Origin of the sequence: Marinobacter sp. MA (assembly GCF_048298425.1) — a bacterium.
GTDB lineage: Bacteria > Pseudomonadota > Gammaproteobacteria > Pseudomonadales > Oleiphilaceae > Marinobacter > Marinobacter salsuginis.
In genome coordinates this window covers 4147199-4164010 of the sequence record NZ_CP103058.1, presented here as the reverse complement: position 1 = coordinate 4164010, position 16812 = coordinate 4147199, and the positions used below count along the sequence as shown (strand labels likewise).

Annotated in this window: 13 protein-coding genes; 11 read left to right on the top strand and 2 right to left on the bottom strand. The window is 60.2% G+C overall.

Annotated features, from left to right (window positions below):
* The first annotated feature begins 221 nt into the window (after positions 1-221).
* From NUW46_RS19210 to NUW46_RS19165, 10 genes are all read left to right on the top strand, one after another.
* Positions 222-1805 carry a flavin-containing monooxygenase gene (locus NUW46_RS19210; RefSeq protein ID WP_418140979.1) on the top strand — a complete coding sequence of 528 codons (1584 nt, stop codon included), beginning with the start codon at positions 222-224 and terminating at the stop codon, positions 1803-1805.
* Positions 1806-1920: 115 nt separating this feature from the next.
* A complete protein-coding gene (locus NUW46_RS19205) occupies positions 1921-2979 on the top strand; it encodes a zinc-binding metallopeptidase family protein (RefSeq protein ID WP_418140978.1) in 1059 nt (352 codons plus the stop codon).
* 14 nt (positions 2980-2993) lie between these two features.
* Positions 2994-4454 carry a circularly permuted type 2 ATP-grasp protein gene (locus NUW46_RS19200; RefSeq protein WP_069182333.1) on the top strand — a complete coding sequence of 487 codons (1461 nt, stop codon included), beginning with the start codon at positions 2994-2996 and terminating at the stop codon, positions 4452-4454.
* Between the two features lies 1 nt (position 4455).
* Positions 4456-5394, top strand: a complete 939-nt coding sequence (locus NUW46_RS19195; RefSeq protein ID WP_418140977.1) for an alpha-E domain-containing protein — start codon at positions 4456-4458, stop codon at positions 5392-5394.
* A gap of 35 nt (positions 5395-5429) precedes the next feature.
* A complete protein-coding gene (locus NUW46_RS19190; RefSeq protein ID WP_418140976.1) occupies positions 5430-8732 on the top strand; it encodes a DUF2126 domain-containing protein in 3303 nt (1100 codons plus the stop codon).
* Positions 8733-8899: 167 nt separating this feature from the next.
* Positions 8900-11326 (top strand): circularly permuted type 2 ATP-grasp protein, encoded by a 2427-nt coding sequence (locus tag NUW46_RS19185; protein ID WP_418142064.1) that lies wholly within the window; start codon positions 8900-8902, stop codon positions 11324-11326.
* A 10-nt stretch (positions 11327-11336) separates the two neighbouring features.
* The gene (locus NUW46_RS19180) at positions 11337-12290 is read left to right on the top strand and encodes a transglutaminase family protein (protein WP_136629919.1); all 954 of its coding nucleotides are present in this window, start codon (positions 11337-11339) and stop codon (positions 12288-12290) included.
* 97 nt (positions 12291-12387) lie between these two features.
* A complete protein-coding gene (locus NUW46_RS19175; RefSeq protein WP_418140975.1) occupies positions 12388-13011 on the top strand; it encodes a MarC family protein in 624 nt (207 codons plus the stop codon).
* Positions 13012-13047: 36 nt separating this feature from the next.
* A complete protein-coding gene (locus tag NUW46_RS19170) occupies positions 13048-13632 on the top strand; it encodes a gamma-glutamylcyclotransferase (RefSeq protein ID WP_153634112.1) in 585 nt (194 codons plus the stop codon).
* Between the two features lie 151 nt (positions 13633-13783).
* Positions 13784-14236 (top strand): hypothetical protein, encoded by a 453-nt coding sequence (locus tag NUW46_RS19165; RefSeq protein ID WP_209399451.1) that lies wholly within the window; start codon positions 13784-13786, stop codon positions 14234-14236.
* On the opposite strand, the gene NUW46_RS19160 is transcribed toward NUW46_RS19165, so the two are convergent.
* Positions 14193-15143, bottom strand: coding sequence for a DMT family transporter (locus NUW46_RS19160; RefSeq protein ID WP_418140974.1), 951 nt, complete (start codon positions 15141-15143; stop codon positions 14193-14195). The genes NUW46_RS19165 and NUW46_RS19160 overlap by 44 nt on opposite strands.
* 228 nt (positions 15144-15371) lie before the next feature.
* Here NUW46_RS19160 and NUW46_RS19155 point away from each other — a divergent pair, with 228 nt between their 5' ends.
* Positions 15372-16331 (top strand): LysR family transcriptional regulator, encoded by a 960-nt coding sequence (locus tag NUW46_RS19155; RefSeq protein ID WP_069182324.1) that lies wholly within the window; start codon positions 15372-15374, stop codon positions 16329-16331.
* Here NUW46_RS19155 and tsaA read toward each other — a convergent pair.
* Positions 16325-16807: a tRNA (N6-threonylcarbamoyladenosine(37)-N6)-methyltransferase TrmO gene (tsaA, locus tag NUW46_RS19150; RefSeq protein WP_418140973.1), complete on the bottom strand. Its 483-nt coding sequence runs from the start codon at positions 16805-16807 to the stop codon at positions 16325-16327. The two genes, NUW46_RS19155 and tsaA, sit on opposite strands and share 7 nt — an antisense overlap.
* Positions 16808-16812 lie beyond the last annotated feature (5 nt).

The following is a 16812-nucleotide window of genomic DNA, read 5'->3' as shown; positions in this document are numbered from 1 at the left end:
TTGGTGGGGTGCAAGAGCGGCTGCCGGGGCCACCTTCCCACAAACGGCCAGCCCCCCAACCAGAGCCCGCCGTAAAGGCCAACTACCAGTCAACCGAGGCCAATCACCGATCCAGGAGTATACGGTTGTCTACCAACCTGTGTATACATGTGTCTACCAGTCATCATGACCAACTAGACAACAACAGACAAGGCCAGGCAGGCCAACACAGGAGTGCAGCAATGGAACAGAACACACAGATCGCCATCATCGGCACCGGCTTCTCCGGCCTGGGCATGGCCATCAAACTCAAGGAAGCCGGCTACAACGACTTCGTGATCCTGGAGCAGAGTGACGACATTGGTGGCACCTGGCACCAGAATCATTACCCGGGGTGTGCCTGTGACGTGCAGTCTGCACTCTACTCCTTCTCCTTCGAACAGAACCCCAACTGGAGCCGGATGTATGCCCAGCAGCACGAGATCAAGGCCTACCTGAAACATTGCGCCGAGAAATACGGGTTGATGAAGCACATCCGGCTGAACACCCACGTGGCCGGGGCTCGATTCGACGAGAACCATCAACGGTGGATTGTTGAAACCTGTGATAGCCCGGCCTTGTGGGCGTACATGCAGGATAAGGGCGTGAAGCCGGGAGACCGGTTGGATCGCACCGATAAGGGCTTGCCGGAATTCGACACATTGAAAGCCGATATCCTGGTGTCGGGGATGGGAGGATTGAGTACGCCGGCCTATCCGGAGATCAAGGGGATCGAGTCTTTCCCTGGCAAGCGTTTTCATTCCCAGGACTGGGATCACGACTACGATCTGCGGGGCAAGCGGGTAGCGGTGATTGGCACCGGTGCTTCGGCCATCCAGTTTGTTCCGGAGGTGGCGAAGCAGGCGGCACGGGTGGACCTGTACCAGCGCACGCCGCCGTGGATCATGCCCAAGCCGGATCGCGCTATCCGACCGCTGGAGAAGCGGCTGTTCCGGGTGTTCCCGCAAACACTCAACGCCTTCCGCCAGAGTATCTACTGGTCGCTTGAGGCACGGGTGCTGGGCTTTGTGGGCAACCCGCGGATTCTGAAACTGGGTGAGCTGCAGGCCCGCCGGCATATCCGTAGCCAGATCTCGGACAAGGCGCTGCGCAGGAAGGTCACTCCGGATTTCCATTTCGGCTGCAAGCGGGTGCTGATTTCCAACAACTACTATCCGGCGCTGGCACAGGACCATGTGGATGTGGTGACCGAGGGTATCCGTGAGGTGCAGGGCAACACCGTGATCGACGGTCAGGGCAATGAGCGGCAGGTGGATTGCATCATCTACGGAACCGGTTTCAGGGCCCAGGATCCGATCCCTGCGGGCATGATCTTTGGCCGCAATGGCCAGGACCTGCTGGATGCCTGGAAAGACGGCGCCGAGGCGTACAAAGGCACCACTGTCAGTGGCTTTCCGAATTTCTTCATGCTGATGGGACCGAACACCGGTCTGGGCCACAGCTCCATGGTGTATATGATCGAGAGTCAGATCCAGTACGTGCTGGATGCCCTCCAACAGATGCGCCGGCAGCAGTGGACCAGCATCGACGTGAAACTGGATGCCCAGAGCCGTTACAACGCCTCTGTTCATGCCAGGCTGGGCGACTCCGTGTGGCAAACCGGTTGCAAGAGCTGGTACGTGAATGAAAACGGTAAGAACACCACACTGTGGCCGGGCTTTACGTGGCAGTTCCGGAACCAGACGCGGCGCTTCGACTCAGAGCAATACCTGTGTAAAGGCGCGAGTGACAGCGTTTCCGGAACTGAGACTGCCATGGCTGTCTAGCGTCGGATTTTCGGGGGCATCCGGTCGGGTTTCGCGGTAGTTAAGTTGCGTTTTGGCCCGAATGGCCAATACTTGAAGCAATGGTCTTGCCGGTATCGGCCAAGGATGTCCCCCGATGAAGCTGTTTCACTGCGGCCGATGCGCCAACCTGCTGTATTTTGAAAACTGTCGTTGTACCAGTTGCGGGTCTGGCCTCGGCTTTTCACCCGATGTCATGGACTTGCTGGCTATCGAGCCAAAAGATGATGGCACCTGGGCGGCAGTCGCCCGGGGCGATCTTTACCGGCTCTGTGGCAACTACCAGAGCCAGGGCACCTGCAACTGGCTGATCCCTCTGACCGACCCTCACGCTTTCTGTGTTGCCTGCCGCCTCAATCGCACTATTCCCGATCTCAGTGTCCCCAAAAATCAGGATCTCTGGCGCCGTCTTGAGAAGGAAAAACGGCGCCTGGTGTATTCCGTGTTGCGTCTCAAGCTGCCCTGCGAACCCAGGAACGAAGATCAGTACGGCATGGCATTCGATTTTCTGGCCGACCAGCCGGCGATGTTTGACGAGCGGTCGAAGGTAAAAACCGGCCATGCCAATGGCGTGATCACTGTGAACATTGCCGAGGCGGACCCGGTGGAACGGGAACGGATGCGCAGCCAGATGGCTGAACCCTATCGCACCGTTTTGGGGCATTTCCGCCACGAATCCGGCCATTACTACTGGGATCTGCTGGTCCGGTCCGGGCCATGGCTCGGGCCGGTCCGGGAGATGTTTGGCGATGACACCAGAGACTATAAACAGGCGATGGACCAGCATTACCAGTACGGTCCGCCGGGTGACTGGCAAAGCTGGTACATCAGCGCCTACGCCAGCAGCCATGCCTGGGAAGACTGGGCCGAGACCTGGGCACACTACCTGCATATGGTGGACACATTGGAAACGGCCTGGCAGTTCGGCCTGCGACTGCATGCCGAACAGAGCCCGACGCGCAGTGAACTTGATCCTGCCTTTGATCCCTATCAGGCAGACGACTTCGATGCGCTGATCAAGCACTGGTTTCCCCTCACGCTCGCACTCAACAGCCTGAACCGGAGCATGGGGCACGAGGACGCCTACCCCTTCGTGCTGGCAGCTCCGGTGGTCGAAAAGCTCCGTCTGGTGCACCGAATAGCACGCGGTGGTTAACGAAAGGACCCCAAATGAAAAAGAACAAATCGATAGACTGGAAAAATTACGATCCAAATGACTTCTACGATGAGCTGATCGCTGCAAAGGGGAAGCCCCGACGCGCGGCCACGGCGATTACCGACTACCTGGGCAATCTCGGTTCAGAGGAAATCCAGGCACGCCAGCAAGCGGCCGAGCTGGCGATACTGGAGATGGGGATCAGCTTCACCATCTACAGTGAGGGCGAGAATATCGACCGGGCCTGGCCGTTCGACATCATTCCCCGAGTGATCTCGCTCCGCGAGTGGGAGACCATTGAGCAGGGACTTGCCCAGCGCCTGACCGCCCTCAACATGTTCATCAATGACATCTACAACGATCAGAACATCGTCAAGGACAAGGTGATCCCCAAGTACGTGTTCGCCAACTCCAAGAACTTCCGCGAGCAGTGCCGGGGCTTTACGCCACCCCTGGGGGTCTGGGCCCACATCTGCGGATCGGACCTGGTACGGGACAAGGACGGCAAGGTGTATGTCCTGGAGGACAACCTGCGGGTTCCCTCGGGCGTTTCCTACATGCTGGAGAACCGTCAGCTCACTAAGCGGGTGTTCCCGGAGCTGTTCGACAACACCAGCATCCTGCCGGTGGATGACTACACCAATCAGCTGTTCGACATGCTGGCGTCAATCTCGCCCCGGCCCCAGGATCACCCGAAGATTGCGGTGCTCACGCCGGGTATTTTCAACTCCGCCTATTTCGAGCATTCCTTCCTGGCCCAGCGCATGGGCGCCGAACTGGTGGAGGGAGCTGACCTGGTGGTGGGTGAGGACGATTGTGTCTACATGCGCACGGTCGAGGGACTGGAGCGTGTCGATGTGATCTATCGCCGAATTGATGACGACTTCCTGGACCCCGAGGTGTTCCGGGCGGATTCCACTCTTGGTGTACCAGGGCTTATGCGGGCCTGGCGCAACGGCAAGGTTGGTCTTGCCAATGCGCCCGGTGCCGGCGTGGCCGATGACAAGGTGATCTACGCCTTCGTGCCGGACATGATCCGCTACTACCTCGATGAGGAGCCGATCATCCCGAACGTGCCCACCTATATGTGCGTAAACAAGCAGGATCAGGAGTATGTGCTTGAGCACCTCGACGAGCTGGTGGTGAAGCCGGCGAACGAATCCGGGGGCTACGGCATGCTGGTGGGGCCGCATTCCACCAAGAAGCAACGCACCGAGTTCGCCCGCCTGATCAAGAAGAACCCGCGCAATTACATCGCTCAGCCCACGCTGAGCCTGTCGGTGGCGCCCACTCTGTGCGACGAGGGGTTGGCGCCACGGCATCTGGATTTGAGGCCGTTCGTGTTGCAGGGCGTGCGAACCTACGTAACGGCCGGCGGGCTGACGCGGGTAGCGATGCGCAAGGGCTCCCTGGTGGTGAATTCCTCTCAGGGTGGTGGAAGCAAGGATACCTGGATCGTGGACGAGGAGAACTGATGTGCTGTCACGTGTAGCGGAAAGACTGTACTGGATGGCCAGATACCTTGAACGGGCCGAGAACAACGCCCGGATGATCATGGCTTTCAATTCCCTGGCGCTGGATATGCCCAGGGAGACCCAGCTGTCCTGGAAGGGGCTGGTGGCGGTGACGGGCATGGGCGCGTTGTTTGACCAGCACCACCAGAAGGCCGATGAGCGCAACTGTGTAAAGTTTTTGATGGCCGATAGCTATAACCCGAGCTCCATCGCCTCCTGCATCAAGGCTGCACGGGAGAATGTGCGTACCACCCGGGACCAGGTGCCGACTGACGCCTGGGAAGTCATCAATGAACTCTACCGTTACATCCAGGAGCACATCGACCAGGGGGTGGGGAAACGGGCGAGGTACGAATTCCTCAACGAGATCGTCGGTCGCTGCCAGATGCTCAATGGTTTGCTGGCCGGTTGCATGAGTCACGACGAGGGCTACGACTTCATCCGGGTGGGTCGCAATCTTGAGCGGGCCGACATGGCCACCCGTCAGATTGAAGTGGGCGCCCTGCAGTTCCTCGATGGCTGGGACGGCACGGAAACCTATGGCGGGCTGCTGTGGACCAGCGTGCTGCGCTACCAGAGTGCCTTCCAGATGTACCGCCATAACGTGCGGCGCAAGGTCAGCGGGCCCCTGGTTATTCGCTTCCTGCTGCAGAACGAGCCGTTCCCGAGGTCTGTGCTGCATAGTCTCAGTGAGGTCGCCGGTGCCCTGGACCGCCTGCCAAGGAATGAGATTCCGCTGCGCACGGCCCTGCAGGCGGTACGTCACACACGTGAAGGCGACGTGGAGGCGCTGATCCGTAAGGAAGACGTGATCCTTTTTCTGGAAAATCTGCAGCTGGAGATCGGTGAGCTTCACGAAGACATTGCAGAGACCTGGTTTCCTGTCTACGAGACAGCCTGAAACTCCCAACACTATTCGCCTGCGAGATAGGTTCCATGTCGATTCACGTTGCCCTGAGCCACACCACTCACTATCGCTACGAGCGGCCCATCACCCTGGGGCCGCAGATCGTTCGTTTGCGCCCCTGTCCACATGCGCGAACCCGAATTCTCAGTTACTCACTGAAGGTTGAGCCGGAAGGTTACTTTCTGAACTGGCAGCAGGACCCGCAGGCCAATTATCTGGCCCGGCTGGTGTTTCCGGAAAAGACGGACGAGCTGAAGATCACGGTGGACCTGGTTGCCGAGATGGCCGTGATCAACCCGTTCGATTTCTTCCTGGAACCCCGGGCGGAGACCATTCCCTTCGAGTATGAGGAATGGCAGACGGCGGAGCTGGCGCCTTACTTGCAGAAACTGCCGGAAACACCGGAATTCCGGAAATGGATGGCCACCATAGACCGCAAGGAAACGCCCAGCGTGGATTTCCTAGTGGGCGTAAACCAGCGGCTAGCCAACCGGATCGACTACCTGATCCGGATGGAGCCGGGCGTGCAGACGCCGGAAGAGACCCTGAAAAAAGGCTCCGGATCCTGTCGGGATTCCACCTGGTTGCTGGTCCAGACGCTTCGGCACCTTGGGCTGGCGGCGCGGTTCGTCTCCGGTTACCTGATTCAGCTTAAGGCGGACCTGAAAGCACTGGATGGCCCCTCGGGCGCGGAGGAAGACTTCACCGACCTGCACGCCTGGTGCGAGGTCTTCCTGCCCGGCGCCGGCTGGGTGGGACTGGATCCCACCTCTGGCCTGTTTGCCGGGGAAGGGCACATTCCGCTGGCCTGCAGCCCGGATCCGTCTTCGGCCGCGCCCATATCCGGCATGGTGGAAGACTGCGAGGTCGAATTCGCGCATCAGATGGGCGTCCAGCGCATTTGGGAAGCGCCGCGGGTGACCAAACCCTACACCGAGGAGCAGTGGCAACGGGTCGTGGATCTGGGTCATGAGGTGGACCAGCGCCTGACCGAGCTCGATGTGCGCCTGACCCAGGGCGGTGAACCCACCTTCGTGGCCAATCACGACCGTGACGAGCCGGAGTGGAACACCGAGGCTATGGGCCCCACCAAGCGCAAGAAGGCCATCGAGCTCTACCACCGGATGCGGGACCGCTATGGTGCCGGTGGGCTGGTGCATTTCGGCCAGGGCAAGTGGTATCCGGGAGAGCCGCTGCCCCGGTGGTCACTGAACTGTTTCTGGCGCAAGGATGGCGAGCCGATCTGGCATGACGAGCGTTGGCTGGCGGATGAGCGCACGGAAGGCAAGGCAGGCCCGGAGGAGGCTCACCGGTTTTTGTCGGCCCTGGCGACGGAACTGGGTGTCGATGAAAAGCACCTGTTCCCGGGGTTCGAGGATGCCTTTTATTATCTTTGGCGGGAACGACGGCTGCCGGTCAACGTCGATCCCTTTGATGCCAAGCTTGAGAATGCCCTTGAGAGGAAGCAGCTACAGCAGATCTTCAGCCGGGGTCTGGATGAGCCCGTCGGCTACGTGCTGCCACTGCGTGTTTCCGAAAAGGAGAAGGCCTGGGAGACCGGACCCTGGTTCCTGCGCAGTGAGCGTTGCTACCTGATTCCGGGCGGCTCCCCCATGGGCCACCGGCTGCCCCTGGACAGTCAGCCCTGGGTGGAAGAAGCGGATTACCCCTGGATCCACGAACAGGACCCGTTTGCCCCTCGCGGGCCATTGCCTGTCAGCGAACAGATTCGTCAGTGGAACAGCCATAGCCAGGCTGGCCAGCCGTCTTCGGAGCTGGAGCCACCTGCCAAAGGCAAGTCGGCACCCGAGATTGTCCGCACGGCCCTTTGTGTGGAGCCCCGGGATGGCATCCTTCGCGTTTTCATGCCGCCGCTGGCGGAGCTGGAACCCTATCTTGCGCTGGTCGCGGCCATCGAGAAAACCGCCGCAGAGCTCAAGCAACCGGTCTTGCTGGAAGGCTATGAGCCACCCTCCGACCCACGGTTGAGTCATTTCCGCATCACGCCGGACCCGGGGGTGATCGAAGTGAATGTACAGCCGGTCAAGACCTGGGATGAGCTGGTTGAACAGACCGAGACGCTCTATGCAGACGCCTACGAATGCCGGCTCACGTCCGAGAAGTTCATGATGGACGGCCGTCATACCGGCACCGGTGGCGGTAACCATTTCGTGCTGGGCTCACGAAAGGCCGAGGATTCTCCGTTCCTGCGGCGCCCGGATCTGTTGCGCAGCCTGATCAGCTACTGGCACAACCATCCTAGTCTGTCCTACCTGTTCTCCGGCCTGTTTATCGGCCCCAGCTCCCAGGCGCCGCGGATTGACGAGGCCCGTAACGACCATGTGTTCGAAATGGAGCTGGCCTTCAAGGAGATGGAGCGGCTCTGCCCGGTGGGCAAGAAAGTCGCGCCCTGGGTGGTGGACCGCTTGCTCCGGGATCTGCTCACGGATGTCACGGGCAACACCCATCGAGCCGAGTTCTGTATCGACAAGCTCTATTCCCCGGACGGTCCGGGCGGGCGTCACGGTTTGCTGGAGCTGCGTGCCTTCGAGATGCCGCCCCATGCCCGCATGAGCCTGACCCAGCAGCTGCTGTTGCGCGCGCTGGTGGCACGCTTCTGGGAGCAACCCTACAAGCCGCCAGGGCTGGTGCGCTGGGGTACGGAACTGCACGACCGTTTCCTGCTGCCCCACTATGTCTGGCAGGACTTCGAAGATGTGATCGACGATATGAAGGCGCGCGGTTACCCGCTCGAGAGCGAGTGGTTCGCGCCCCATTTCGAGTTCCGGTTCCCCCGGATCGGCGATTACAAGGTCAAGGGCATCACCCTTGAGCTGCGTTCGGCCCTGGAGCCCTGGCACGTGACGGGCGAGCACGGCGCGATTGGCGGCACCGCCCGATACGTGGATTCTTCCCTCGAGCGTTTGCAGGTGAAGGTGCGCGGCGCCGCGCCGGATCGCTACCAGATCACCTGCAATCAGGTGCCGCTGCCGCTTCAGCCTACTGGCATGGTGGGTGAATCGGTTGCTGGTGTCCGTTACCGGGCGTGGCAGCCGTCGCAGTGCATGCACCCTACCATCGGGGTGGATGGGCCGCTGGTGTTTGATATCGTGGATACCTGGAATGAACGCAGCCTGGGCGGGTGTGAGTATCACGTGACCCATCCCGGTGGCCGGAATTTCGAGACGCTGCCGGTGAATTCGTTCGAAGCTGAAGGCCGCCGTATGGCCCGTTTCTTCCGGATAGGCCACAGCTCAGGCCAGCAACCCCTGCGGCCGGTGCCGGAGCACCGAGAGTTCCCGTTCACCCTGGATTTGCGGTATCACAAATAACATGTGGGAACTTACCGTTTGATACTGGCTCAGGGGGCTGTAAAGCGGCTATGCTTCCAGCTCACTGACCAACGGAGCCTGAATTCACGGTGGCGAAGCAGCGCGCAGTAACTGACATCCTCCGCCAGTACCACCCGGTGCCGCATCGGTTCGATGAGCTTGGCTCCATGGGCTCCGTGCCGCCATCCCATTGGCGGCCGTTATTGCAGCAGCTGAACCTGGAGTCAGTGGCCGGTCTCAACCTCAGGGCCCAGGCGGTATCCAACGCCATCGCCGAGGACGGCGTAACTTACAACGTCTACGAAGACCCTCGTGGCGATACCCGCCCGTGGGAAGTGGACCTGCTTCCGCTGGTGCTGGGTTCTCATGAGTGGCAGTGGCTTTCGAAAGCCGTCGCCCAGCGGGCGGAGCTGCTGGACAGCGTTCTGGCCGATCTTTACGGCGAACAGTCGCTTTTAAAAGAGGGGCTTATGCCGCCGGCCCTGGTCTATGGACAGGCGGGCTTCCAGTGGCCCTGCCAGGGTATCCAGCCTGCGGGTGGCCGTTTCCTGCACCTGTACGCCGTGGATCTGGCGCGCGCGCCGGACGGCGGCTGGTGGGTGATGGCGGACAGAACCCAGGCGCCTTCCGGGGCTGGTTACGCGCTTCAGAACCGGCTGGTGATTTCCCGGGCGTTCCCGGCGCCGTTCCACAACCTGCCGGTGACCAACCTTTCTGAGTTTTTCCAGGGCTTTCAGAACAGCCTGGCGGGTATGTCGCCAGCCGGAACCGAATCGCCGCTTTGCGTGCTTCTGACCCCCGGGCGGTTCAACGAAACCTATTTCGAACACGTGTTCCTGGCCCGTTATCTGGGGTTCCCCCTGGTTGAAGGCCAGGATCTGACCGTGCGTGATGACACCGTCTACCTGAAAACCCTCCAGGGCCTGCGCCGGGTGCATGCCATCTATCGCCGGCTGGACGACGGTTTCTGTGATCCGCTGGAGCTTCGCGCCGATTCGGTGCTGGGTATTCCCGGGCTGCTGGGTGCGGTGCGGGCAGGCAAGGTGCTGATGGCAAATGCCCTGGGATCAGGCGTTCTCGAGAGTGCCGCGTTGTTCGGCTTCCTGCCCGAGATCTCGAAGAAATTGCTGGGCTCGTCTCTTGTCATGCCATCGGTGGCGTCCTGGTGGTGTGGTGAGAAACCGGCCCTGGACTATGTGATCGAGCACCTGGACGAACTGGTGATCAAGCCAGCGTTCGCGAGCATGCGCATGGAACCGGTATTCGGCTATCAGGTGAAAGGTGCCGAGCGGGAGGCGCTGATCAAGAAGATGCACGCCCATCCCCATGCCTTCGTCGGGCAGGAACTGGTGCACCTGTCGCAGGCACCGGTCTGGAAGGGAGACCCGAACCAGCCACTGGAAACCCGGTCTATCGGCTTGCGGTTGTTCGCGGCAGCCACGCCTTCGGGCTGGCGGGTCATGCCCGGTGGGCTGACCCGGGTGGCCATGGATGAGGGTGTGGAAGTCATCTCCATGCAGCGGGGTGGACTTTCAAAGGATACCTGGGTGCAGGCTCGCTATACGGCACCCTCCAAATCGCTGATCAAGAAACGTCTGCAGGTTTCCGACCTCCTGGACGGAGAGCGGGACACGCCCTCGCGCGTGGGCGAAAACCTGTTCTGGATGGGCCGGCACTCGGAGCGGGCGGAGGGTACCGCCCGGTTGTTGCGGGCGGCTTTCAACCGCCTGTCGGGGCACGACCAGGCCAGCGAGGAAGCCCTGCTCGGGCTGCAGCAGGCGGCCGAGCAGTTCGGCACTCTCCCGGAACCTGAAGAAGATGCGGTACCCGAGCCGCTTCCAGACGTCTTGCTCAGGGCGGTGAGCGACGTGACATCCCCTGGTTCGATCGCGGCCATTCTCCAGGCGCTGCTGTTCAATGCCAGCCAGGTTCGGGATCGGCTGTCCTCCGACAACTGGCACACGCTTAATCGGGTGGGTAAGCCCCTGAGACCGGCGCCAACCACCCCGGACCAGTCCATCCGGGCGTTGAATCTGGTGTTGCTGGACTGTATCTCCCTGGCCGGCTTCGCCATGGATGACATCACACGGGATGCCAGCTGGGTTTTCCTGGTGATCGGTCGGCGCCTGGAGCGTCTTGCCAATCTCTGTACCCTTATCTGCGTGCCGTTGTTGAGCGACAGATTCAGCCGTCAGGCTATGCTGGAGTGGCTGCTGGAAGTGGCCAACTCGGAAGTGACCTATCGGACCCGATACCGTCGGACACCGGAGTTGCTGGGCGTCATTCATACCCTGGTGATCGACGCGAGCAATCCCCATTCGGTGATGTTCCAGCTGCGGCAGCTACAGAAGGATCTGCCGGAGATGAGCCGGAAAACCGGCCAACTCTTCCCCCCGGACCTGAACGAATCACTTCAGCGTCTCCAGGCACTTGATCTGCATCCATTTGAGCGTAAACGACCGGACAAAGCCTGCGAGGTTCTGGCGGATTTGTTGTACGACATCCGGTCGGAGGCCTATCGTGTATCGGATGAAATCCAGCGGCAGTGTTTCATTCACACCCGGTATTCGGACCGGCCTGTGAAACCGGATTGAGGGGGCTGTCATGACATTTGTCCGTTACCATGTGCGTCATGAGACCCTGTACCAGTACGATCAGGTGGTGGGGGAGTCCCATCATTTGCTGAGGCTGACGCCACGGGCGCTGCCATGGCAGAGAAACCTCGAGCACCACCTGGCGATCTCGCCGGAGCCGTCGGCACGGCGCTCGTTTCTCGACTGCTTCGGCAACCGGATCACCAAGATTCATTTCACCGGTGACCACGAGTACCTGGAGATCGTCAGCGAGTTCTGGGTGGAATTGCGCGACCGGCCGAAGCCCTCGGCTGCGGCTGCCAAGGTGCCCTGGGAGGCCGTGCGCGATAGCCTGCGGTACCGTGCAGACAGGAAGTTCCCGCCGGACCATCTTCAGGCCACGGCGTTCCGGTTTGTCTCCACCAACGTGCCCATTGATTCCCAGTATGCCGCCTACGCACGAGAGGCCTTTCTTCCGGGCCGGCCCCTGGTGGAGGCGGCAGATGCCCTGATGCGGATGATCCATCGGGACTTCAAGTTCGATGCCTCGGCAACGGAAACCTTTACCCCGGTGGAACAGGCCTTCAAGGCCCGTCGAGGCGTTTGCCAGGATTTCTCCCACATCATGATTGCCTGCCTGCGATCGGTAGGCCTGGCTGCCCGCTACATGAGTGGTTATATCCTCACCCATCCGCCCGAGGGCAAGGAGCGATTGGTTGGCGCCGATGCCACCCATGCCTGGGTAGCCGTATTCGTACCGGATTTCGGCTGGCTGGAGCTGGATCCCACCAACGCCCTGAGGGCGGATCGGGAACATATCACCCTCGGCTGGGGGCGGGACTTTTCCGATATTACCCCCATGCGCGGCGTCTTACTGGGTGGCGGTGACCATGAACCGGAGATTGCGGTGACCGTGGTGCCAGAGGAGGAGTTCGCCTCGCTGTATGCCGATGGCGAAACCTACCTGGAAGAGCTGTCGCCCTGAACCGGCCTGAGCCCGGCCATACGTTCAGTTCCTTACGGCAGATAGCACTGTAGCAAGCTATGCTTGCCGCCTTTTTATGACTCCTGGACGACATGGAATGATTGAGACGTTTTTTGCCACCTACATCAGCAGCACCATTCGCTTTCTGTTCCTGCTGGCGCCATTTTTCGTGGTGACCATGTTTCTGGCACTGACCCGGGGTTTGCCGGCAACCGAGAAGACATCGATCATTCGCCGTGCCTGCGTGTCGGCGTTTATTCTCGGCGTGATCCTGTTCTTTGCCGGCCCGCTGCTGTTCAGCGCCATCGGCATTACTCTTAATTCGTTCCGGATCGGTGCTGGCAGCCTGCTGTTTTTGACCGCCATCAGCCTGGTGACCAGTGGTACCCGGAATCACGCCACAGGATTGCCTGATGAGGATCGGGACGATATTGCCGTCGTGCCCCTGGCCATTCCGGTGATGATTGGCCCGGCCACCATTGGTGCAATCATGGTGTACGGTGCGGAGCTCAACCGGGTCTCCGAGGTGGTTGGCGGGCTGCTGGGGCTGGTTTCCAGCCTGCTGATCCTGGCGGCTCTGCTGCACCTGTCAGGCTATCTTGAGAAAGTGCTGGGCAAGACCGGCCTGAACATCATGTCCAAGATCAGCGGCCTGATCCTCTCGGCCATGGCGGCTGAAATTGTCCTGACGGGTATTGCCGGTTTTATTGCCTCCACCTAAAGTATTCGGCGGTCCGTTTTTGCTGCAGGGTGTCTGATGTCTGCCAATACCATTGAACACAATCGCAAAAGGCACGATTTTTCCGGTGTCGAGTCGGTCTGGCTGTTTGGTTATGGTTCCCTGATCTACAAGGTCGATTTTCCCTTCCTGGAACAGCGTCCGGCGTCGATTCGGGGCTGGGAGCGGCGGTTCTGGCAGGGGTCACACGATCACCGGGGAACCCCCGAGGCGCCTGGCAGGGTGGTAACCCTGATAGAAAAGCCCGAGGCCGTCTGCAAGGGTATGGCATTCCGGGTGTCGCCCAATGTGTTCGAACATCTGGATGTCCGGGAGAAGAACGGCTATCTGCGCCTGAGTACCAGACTCACTTTTGACGATGGCAGTCATGCCGAGGGTCTGGTTTACATTGCCACCGAAGACAATGAGGCCTTCCTCGGCCATGCGCCGGACGCCGACATTGCCAGGCAAATCGCCTCTGCCTCGGGGCCCAGTGGTCCCAATGCCGAGTATCTGTTACGGCTGGCTGAATCGCTCCGCGCCCTCGGTGCCGATTGTCCCCACACGTTTGCCCTTGAATCCCACCTGAAGTCTGCCTTCGAAAACGACACGAAGGGCCACTAGAACGTCAAGCAGACCGGGCATTTCGTAAAGATCCTGCAAAGCCCGCCCCGGGGCACTGACATTCTCTCCCGGTTCGATAATCTGGGTTCAGAGGCATCCGGCACTGGGTCCGGATGCAGGATCCGTCTCTGAACAGAACGGGAGAATCATCATGAAACGATTGTTGATCGGAAGCCTGATAACGGCCTTCCTGATGGGATCTGCTCCGGTGATGGCCGACGATGACCGCCGTGGTCACGGCTGGCAAAAGCACCATGAGCGGGGCAATGCCCTTCCGCCGGGCCAACAGAAAAAGTTCCTGCAGGCCCATTACCGCGACGACCGTTATGATCGGCATCATCACAAGCCCCGGCACCACAAGCAGCATAAGTGGGACCGAAAGTACCACGATCGCCACAGATATCATGCTGACAAGCGTCACTGGGGCAAGAAACACAAGCGCGATGTCTATCGTGACCGCTATGACCGCCGGCGTGACTGGCATCGCCACCATTCGGGCCATTACCGCATCAAGCTGGGCTACGGTGACGGATTGCCACCGGAGGCCAGGATCGGTCGGATCATTCACGACACTCATGTGCTAATCGAATCTTCCCGGCACTGAATGACGCCTCCCGGCCCCTGGGTTCCTGTTGCTCAGGGGCCGGATTGAATCCCCTGGGCGGTTCCCTGCGCCGGTGCTGCAACCCGATCAGCAGCAAAGGCACAACAATCATCAGGCTGCCCGCCAGGAACCACAGGTCGGGCACTTCCCCGAACCAGATCCAGCCAATCCCCACGGCCCAGATCAGACCAGTGTACTCGGCGCTGGTAACCTGGTTGGCATCCACCTGCCGGTAGGCCAGCAGCACGGTAATGTTGTAGCCCAGAATGAACAACGCCGAGCCCATGGCCCCGACCAGGATGCCCGAATCCCATTCGGCACCCTCCCACCAGGCCAGGGCACCAGCCGCTGGCAGAATCAGCAGGTAGTTCAGGAACAGTTTGTGAACGGTGCTCTGCTGTTTCGGAAGTTTTCTTACCAGCACGGCGTTGATGGCCAGGGCAAAAGCAGAGGCGAGTGCCGCCACGGCCGCCCAGTTGAATTCCACCGGCCGAAGGATAAGCACGATCCCGGCAAAGCCACTGAATACGGCGGTGACGCTCAGGGGAGTCAGCTTTTCCCGGAACAGGAACACCGAGAGCACCATGACCAGGATCGGCGCTGCATAGAACACGGCGTTGGCAGTCGCCAGGGGCAGGTTGCCCAGGGCGATGACCATGCACAGGATGCCTGCCAAGTGGATGTGGGCCCGGAAGGTGTGGATTTTCAGGCCGGCGAACAGGTTTTTCCTGTCCAGTTGATTCGCCAGCGGCAAGAGGAAGGCCAGGGTGATCAGGCAGCGCAGGAAAGCAAACTGGAACACCGGGGCGCCGGGTTCGAGCAGTTTGATGAATACGTCAGAGATCAATGCCATGGCGTTGCCGATCACCAGCAGAAGGATGGCGCTGTTTACGGTTTTTCCTGACATGTTTTTCTCCTCGATTCCTGAACTTTGGGTGCATGAGCCCGGTCAGCAAATGGCTTCCGAAAACCGCTGCGAGTACACCCATGTACGCTTGCTCTCCGCCTTCCCTGGCTCCGAGCATTTTCGGAAGCCATTTCCTGCCCGGGCTCCCCTAACTGGCTCAGGCATTCTATTTGGGCCTTAATATCCGATAAAATGATCATTATTCACGACCTATTAGAAAATTAGATAATGAAGCTACCACCCCTGAAAGCCCTGCCCGTATTTGAAGCTGTTGCCCGTCTCAACAGCTTTTCCCTTGCTGCCGAAGAACTGGCGGTGAGCCAGAGTGCGGTCAGTCACCAGATAAAACAGCTGGAAACCTATCTGGGGGAGCAGTTGTTCTGGCGCAGTGGGCGAACGCTGTCGTTGACCGATGAGGGGCGGCAGTATCTGGATGCAGTCAGCTCAGCGCTGCTGCAGATTGAGCGAGCCAGTGAGCAGTTGCTGGGCCATGAGGAGTCCTTGCTCCGGCTGTCGGTGTTCAGCTCATTTGCGGTTCGGTGGTTGGTGCCCAGGCTGCCGGATCTGAAGCGGTTGCATCCTCAGCTGGATCTGTCGCTGGAAATGAGCAGTCAGAATCCGGTGTTGTCGGATCGGGTGGCGGATTGTTTTGTTACCGTTAAACCCACGTCGCCGGCGTTCAGCTATGAGCTGCTTTATGAGGAGCGTCTGTTCCCGGTGTGCAGTCAGGACTATTGGCAGAAGATTCGTCGGGAACTGGACTTGGAGGAAGTGGCTGGCGACCCGTCATCGGTCTCGTTGACGCCGGAAATGGTGGCGGAGTTTCCGTTGTTATCGACCTACAGTATCTATGACCGGCAGGGCGGGGACTGGGAGGCCTGGTACCGCGAGGCGGGCCTGGAGCTGCCCCGATCGAGCCGTTTGCTGCATTCAAGCCATATGCTGCTGTCGCTGGAAGCCGCGCGCTTTCACCAGGGAATCGCATTGACCAACGATTACATGCTCAGTACTCGGAAGGATTCCAGCGACTTCGTGCGCTTGCCCTGCCATTCCGTCATGACGGGCGATATTTTCTATTTTGCATGGAAAACCAGCCGGCGCCGTGAACGAGGGATTCAGCTCCTTCGCCGGTGGCTGGTCGCAGAGGCGATCAGTTCAGGTTTGCGTCCGGAAGAGGTATCTCAGTAAACACCCGGTTTATCCGGCGCCTTCGGGCTGAAGGCGCACCGGTCTGGTTTGATGTCCAGTAATGGCGTTCGGTCCAGACAGTCCAGGCCGCGCACAATCAGCGTTCCTTTTTCGACGCGAACCAGTTTGACCATGGAGGTGCCGATCGGGTTGGGCCGAACCGGCGAGCGCAGGGCAAAGGTGCCAAACGTCTGGCCGTCGCTTCTGGGGCTTTGCCGGACCAGATCCCGGCGGCTCTGATCAAGCCAGTAGAGGACTTCGATGGTGTCGTAGTCTTCCAGGCCCTGCAAGCCACTGTGCCAGACGGGATCCAGCACCAGCTGACATTCCGGGCCGTCGAGCTTGCCCTGGCGCGGGCAGTCTTTGCGGTCGCGCCAGGGCGTGCGGATGGTGCCGATGAAGCGAAGCGAGGCATCGGAGGCCGGTTCGAGTTCCACGGCCTCCTCGTTGGGTCGCAGATCTCCGGGGTCGGTCATGGGCT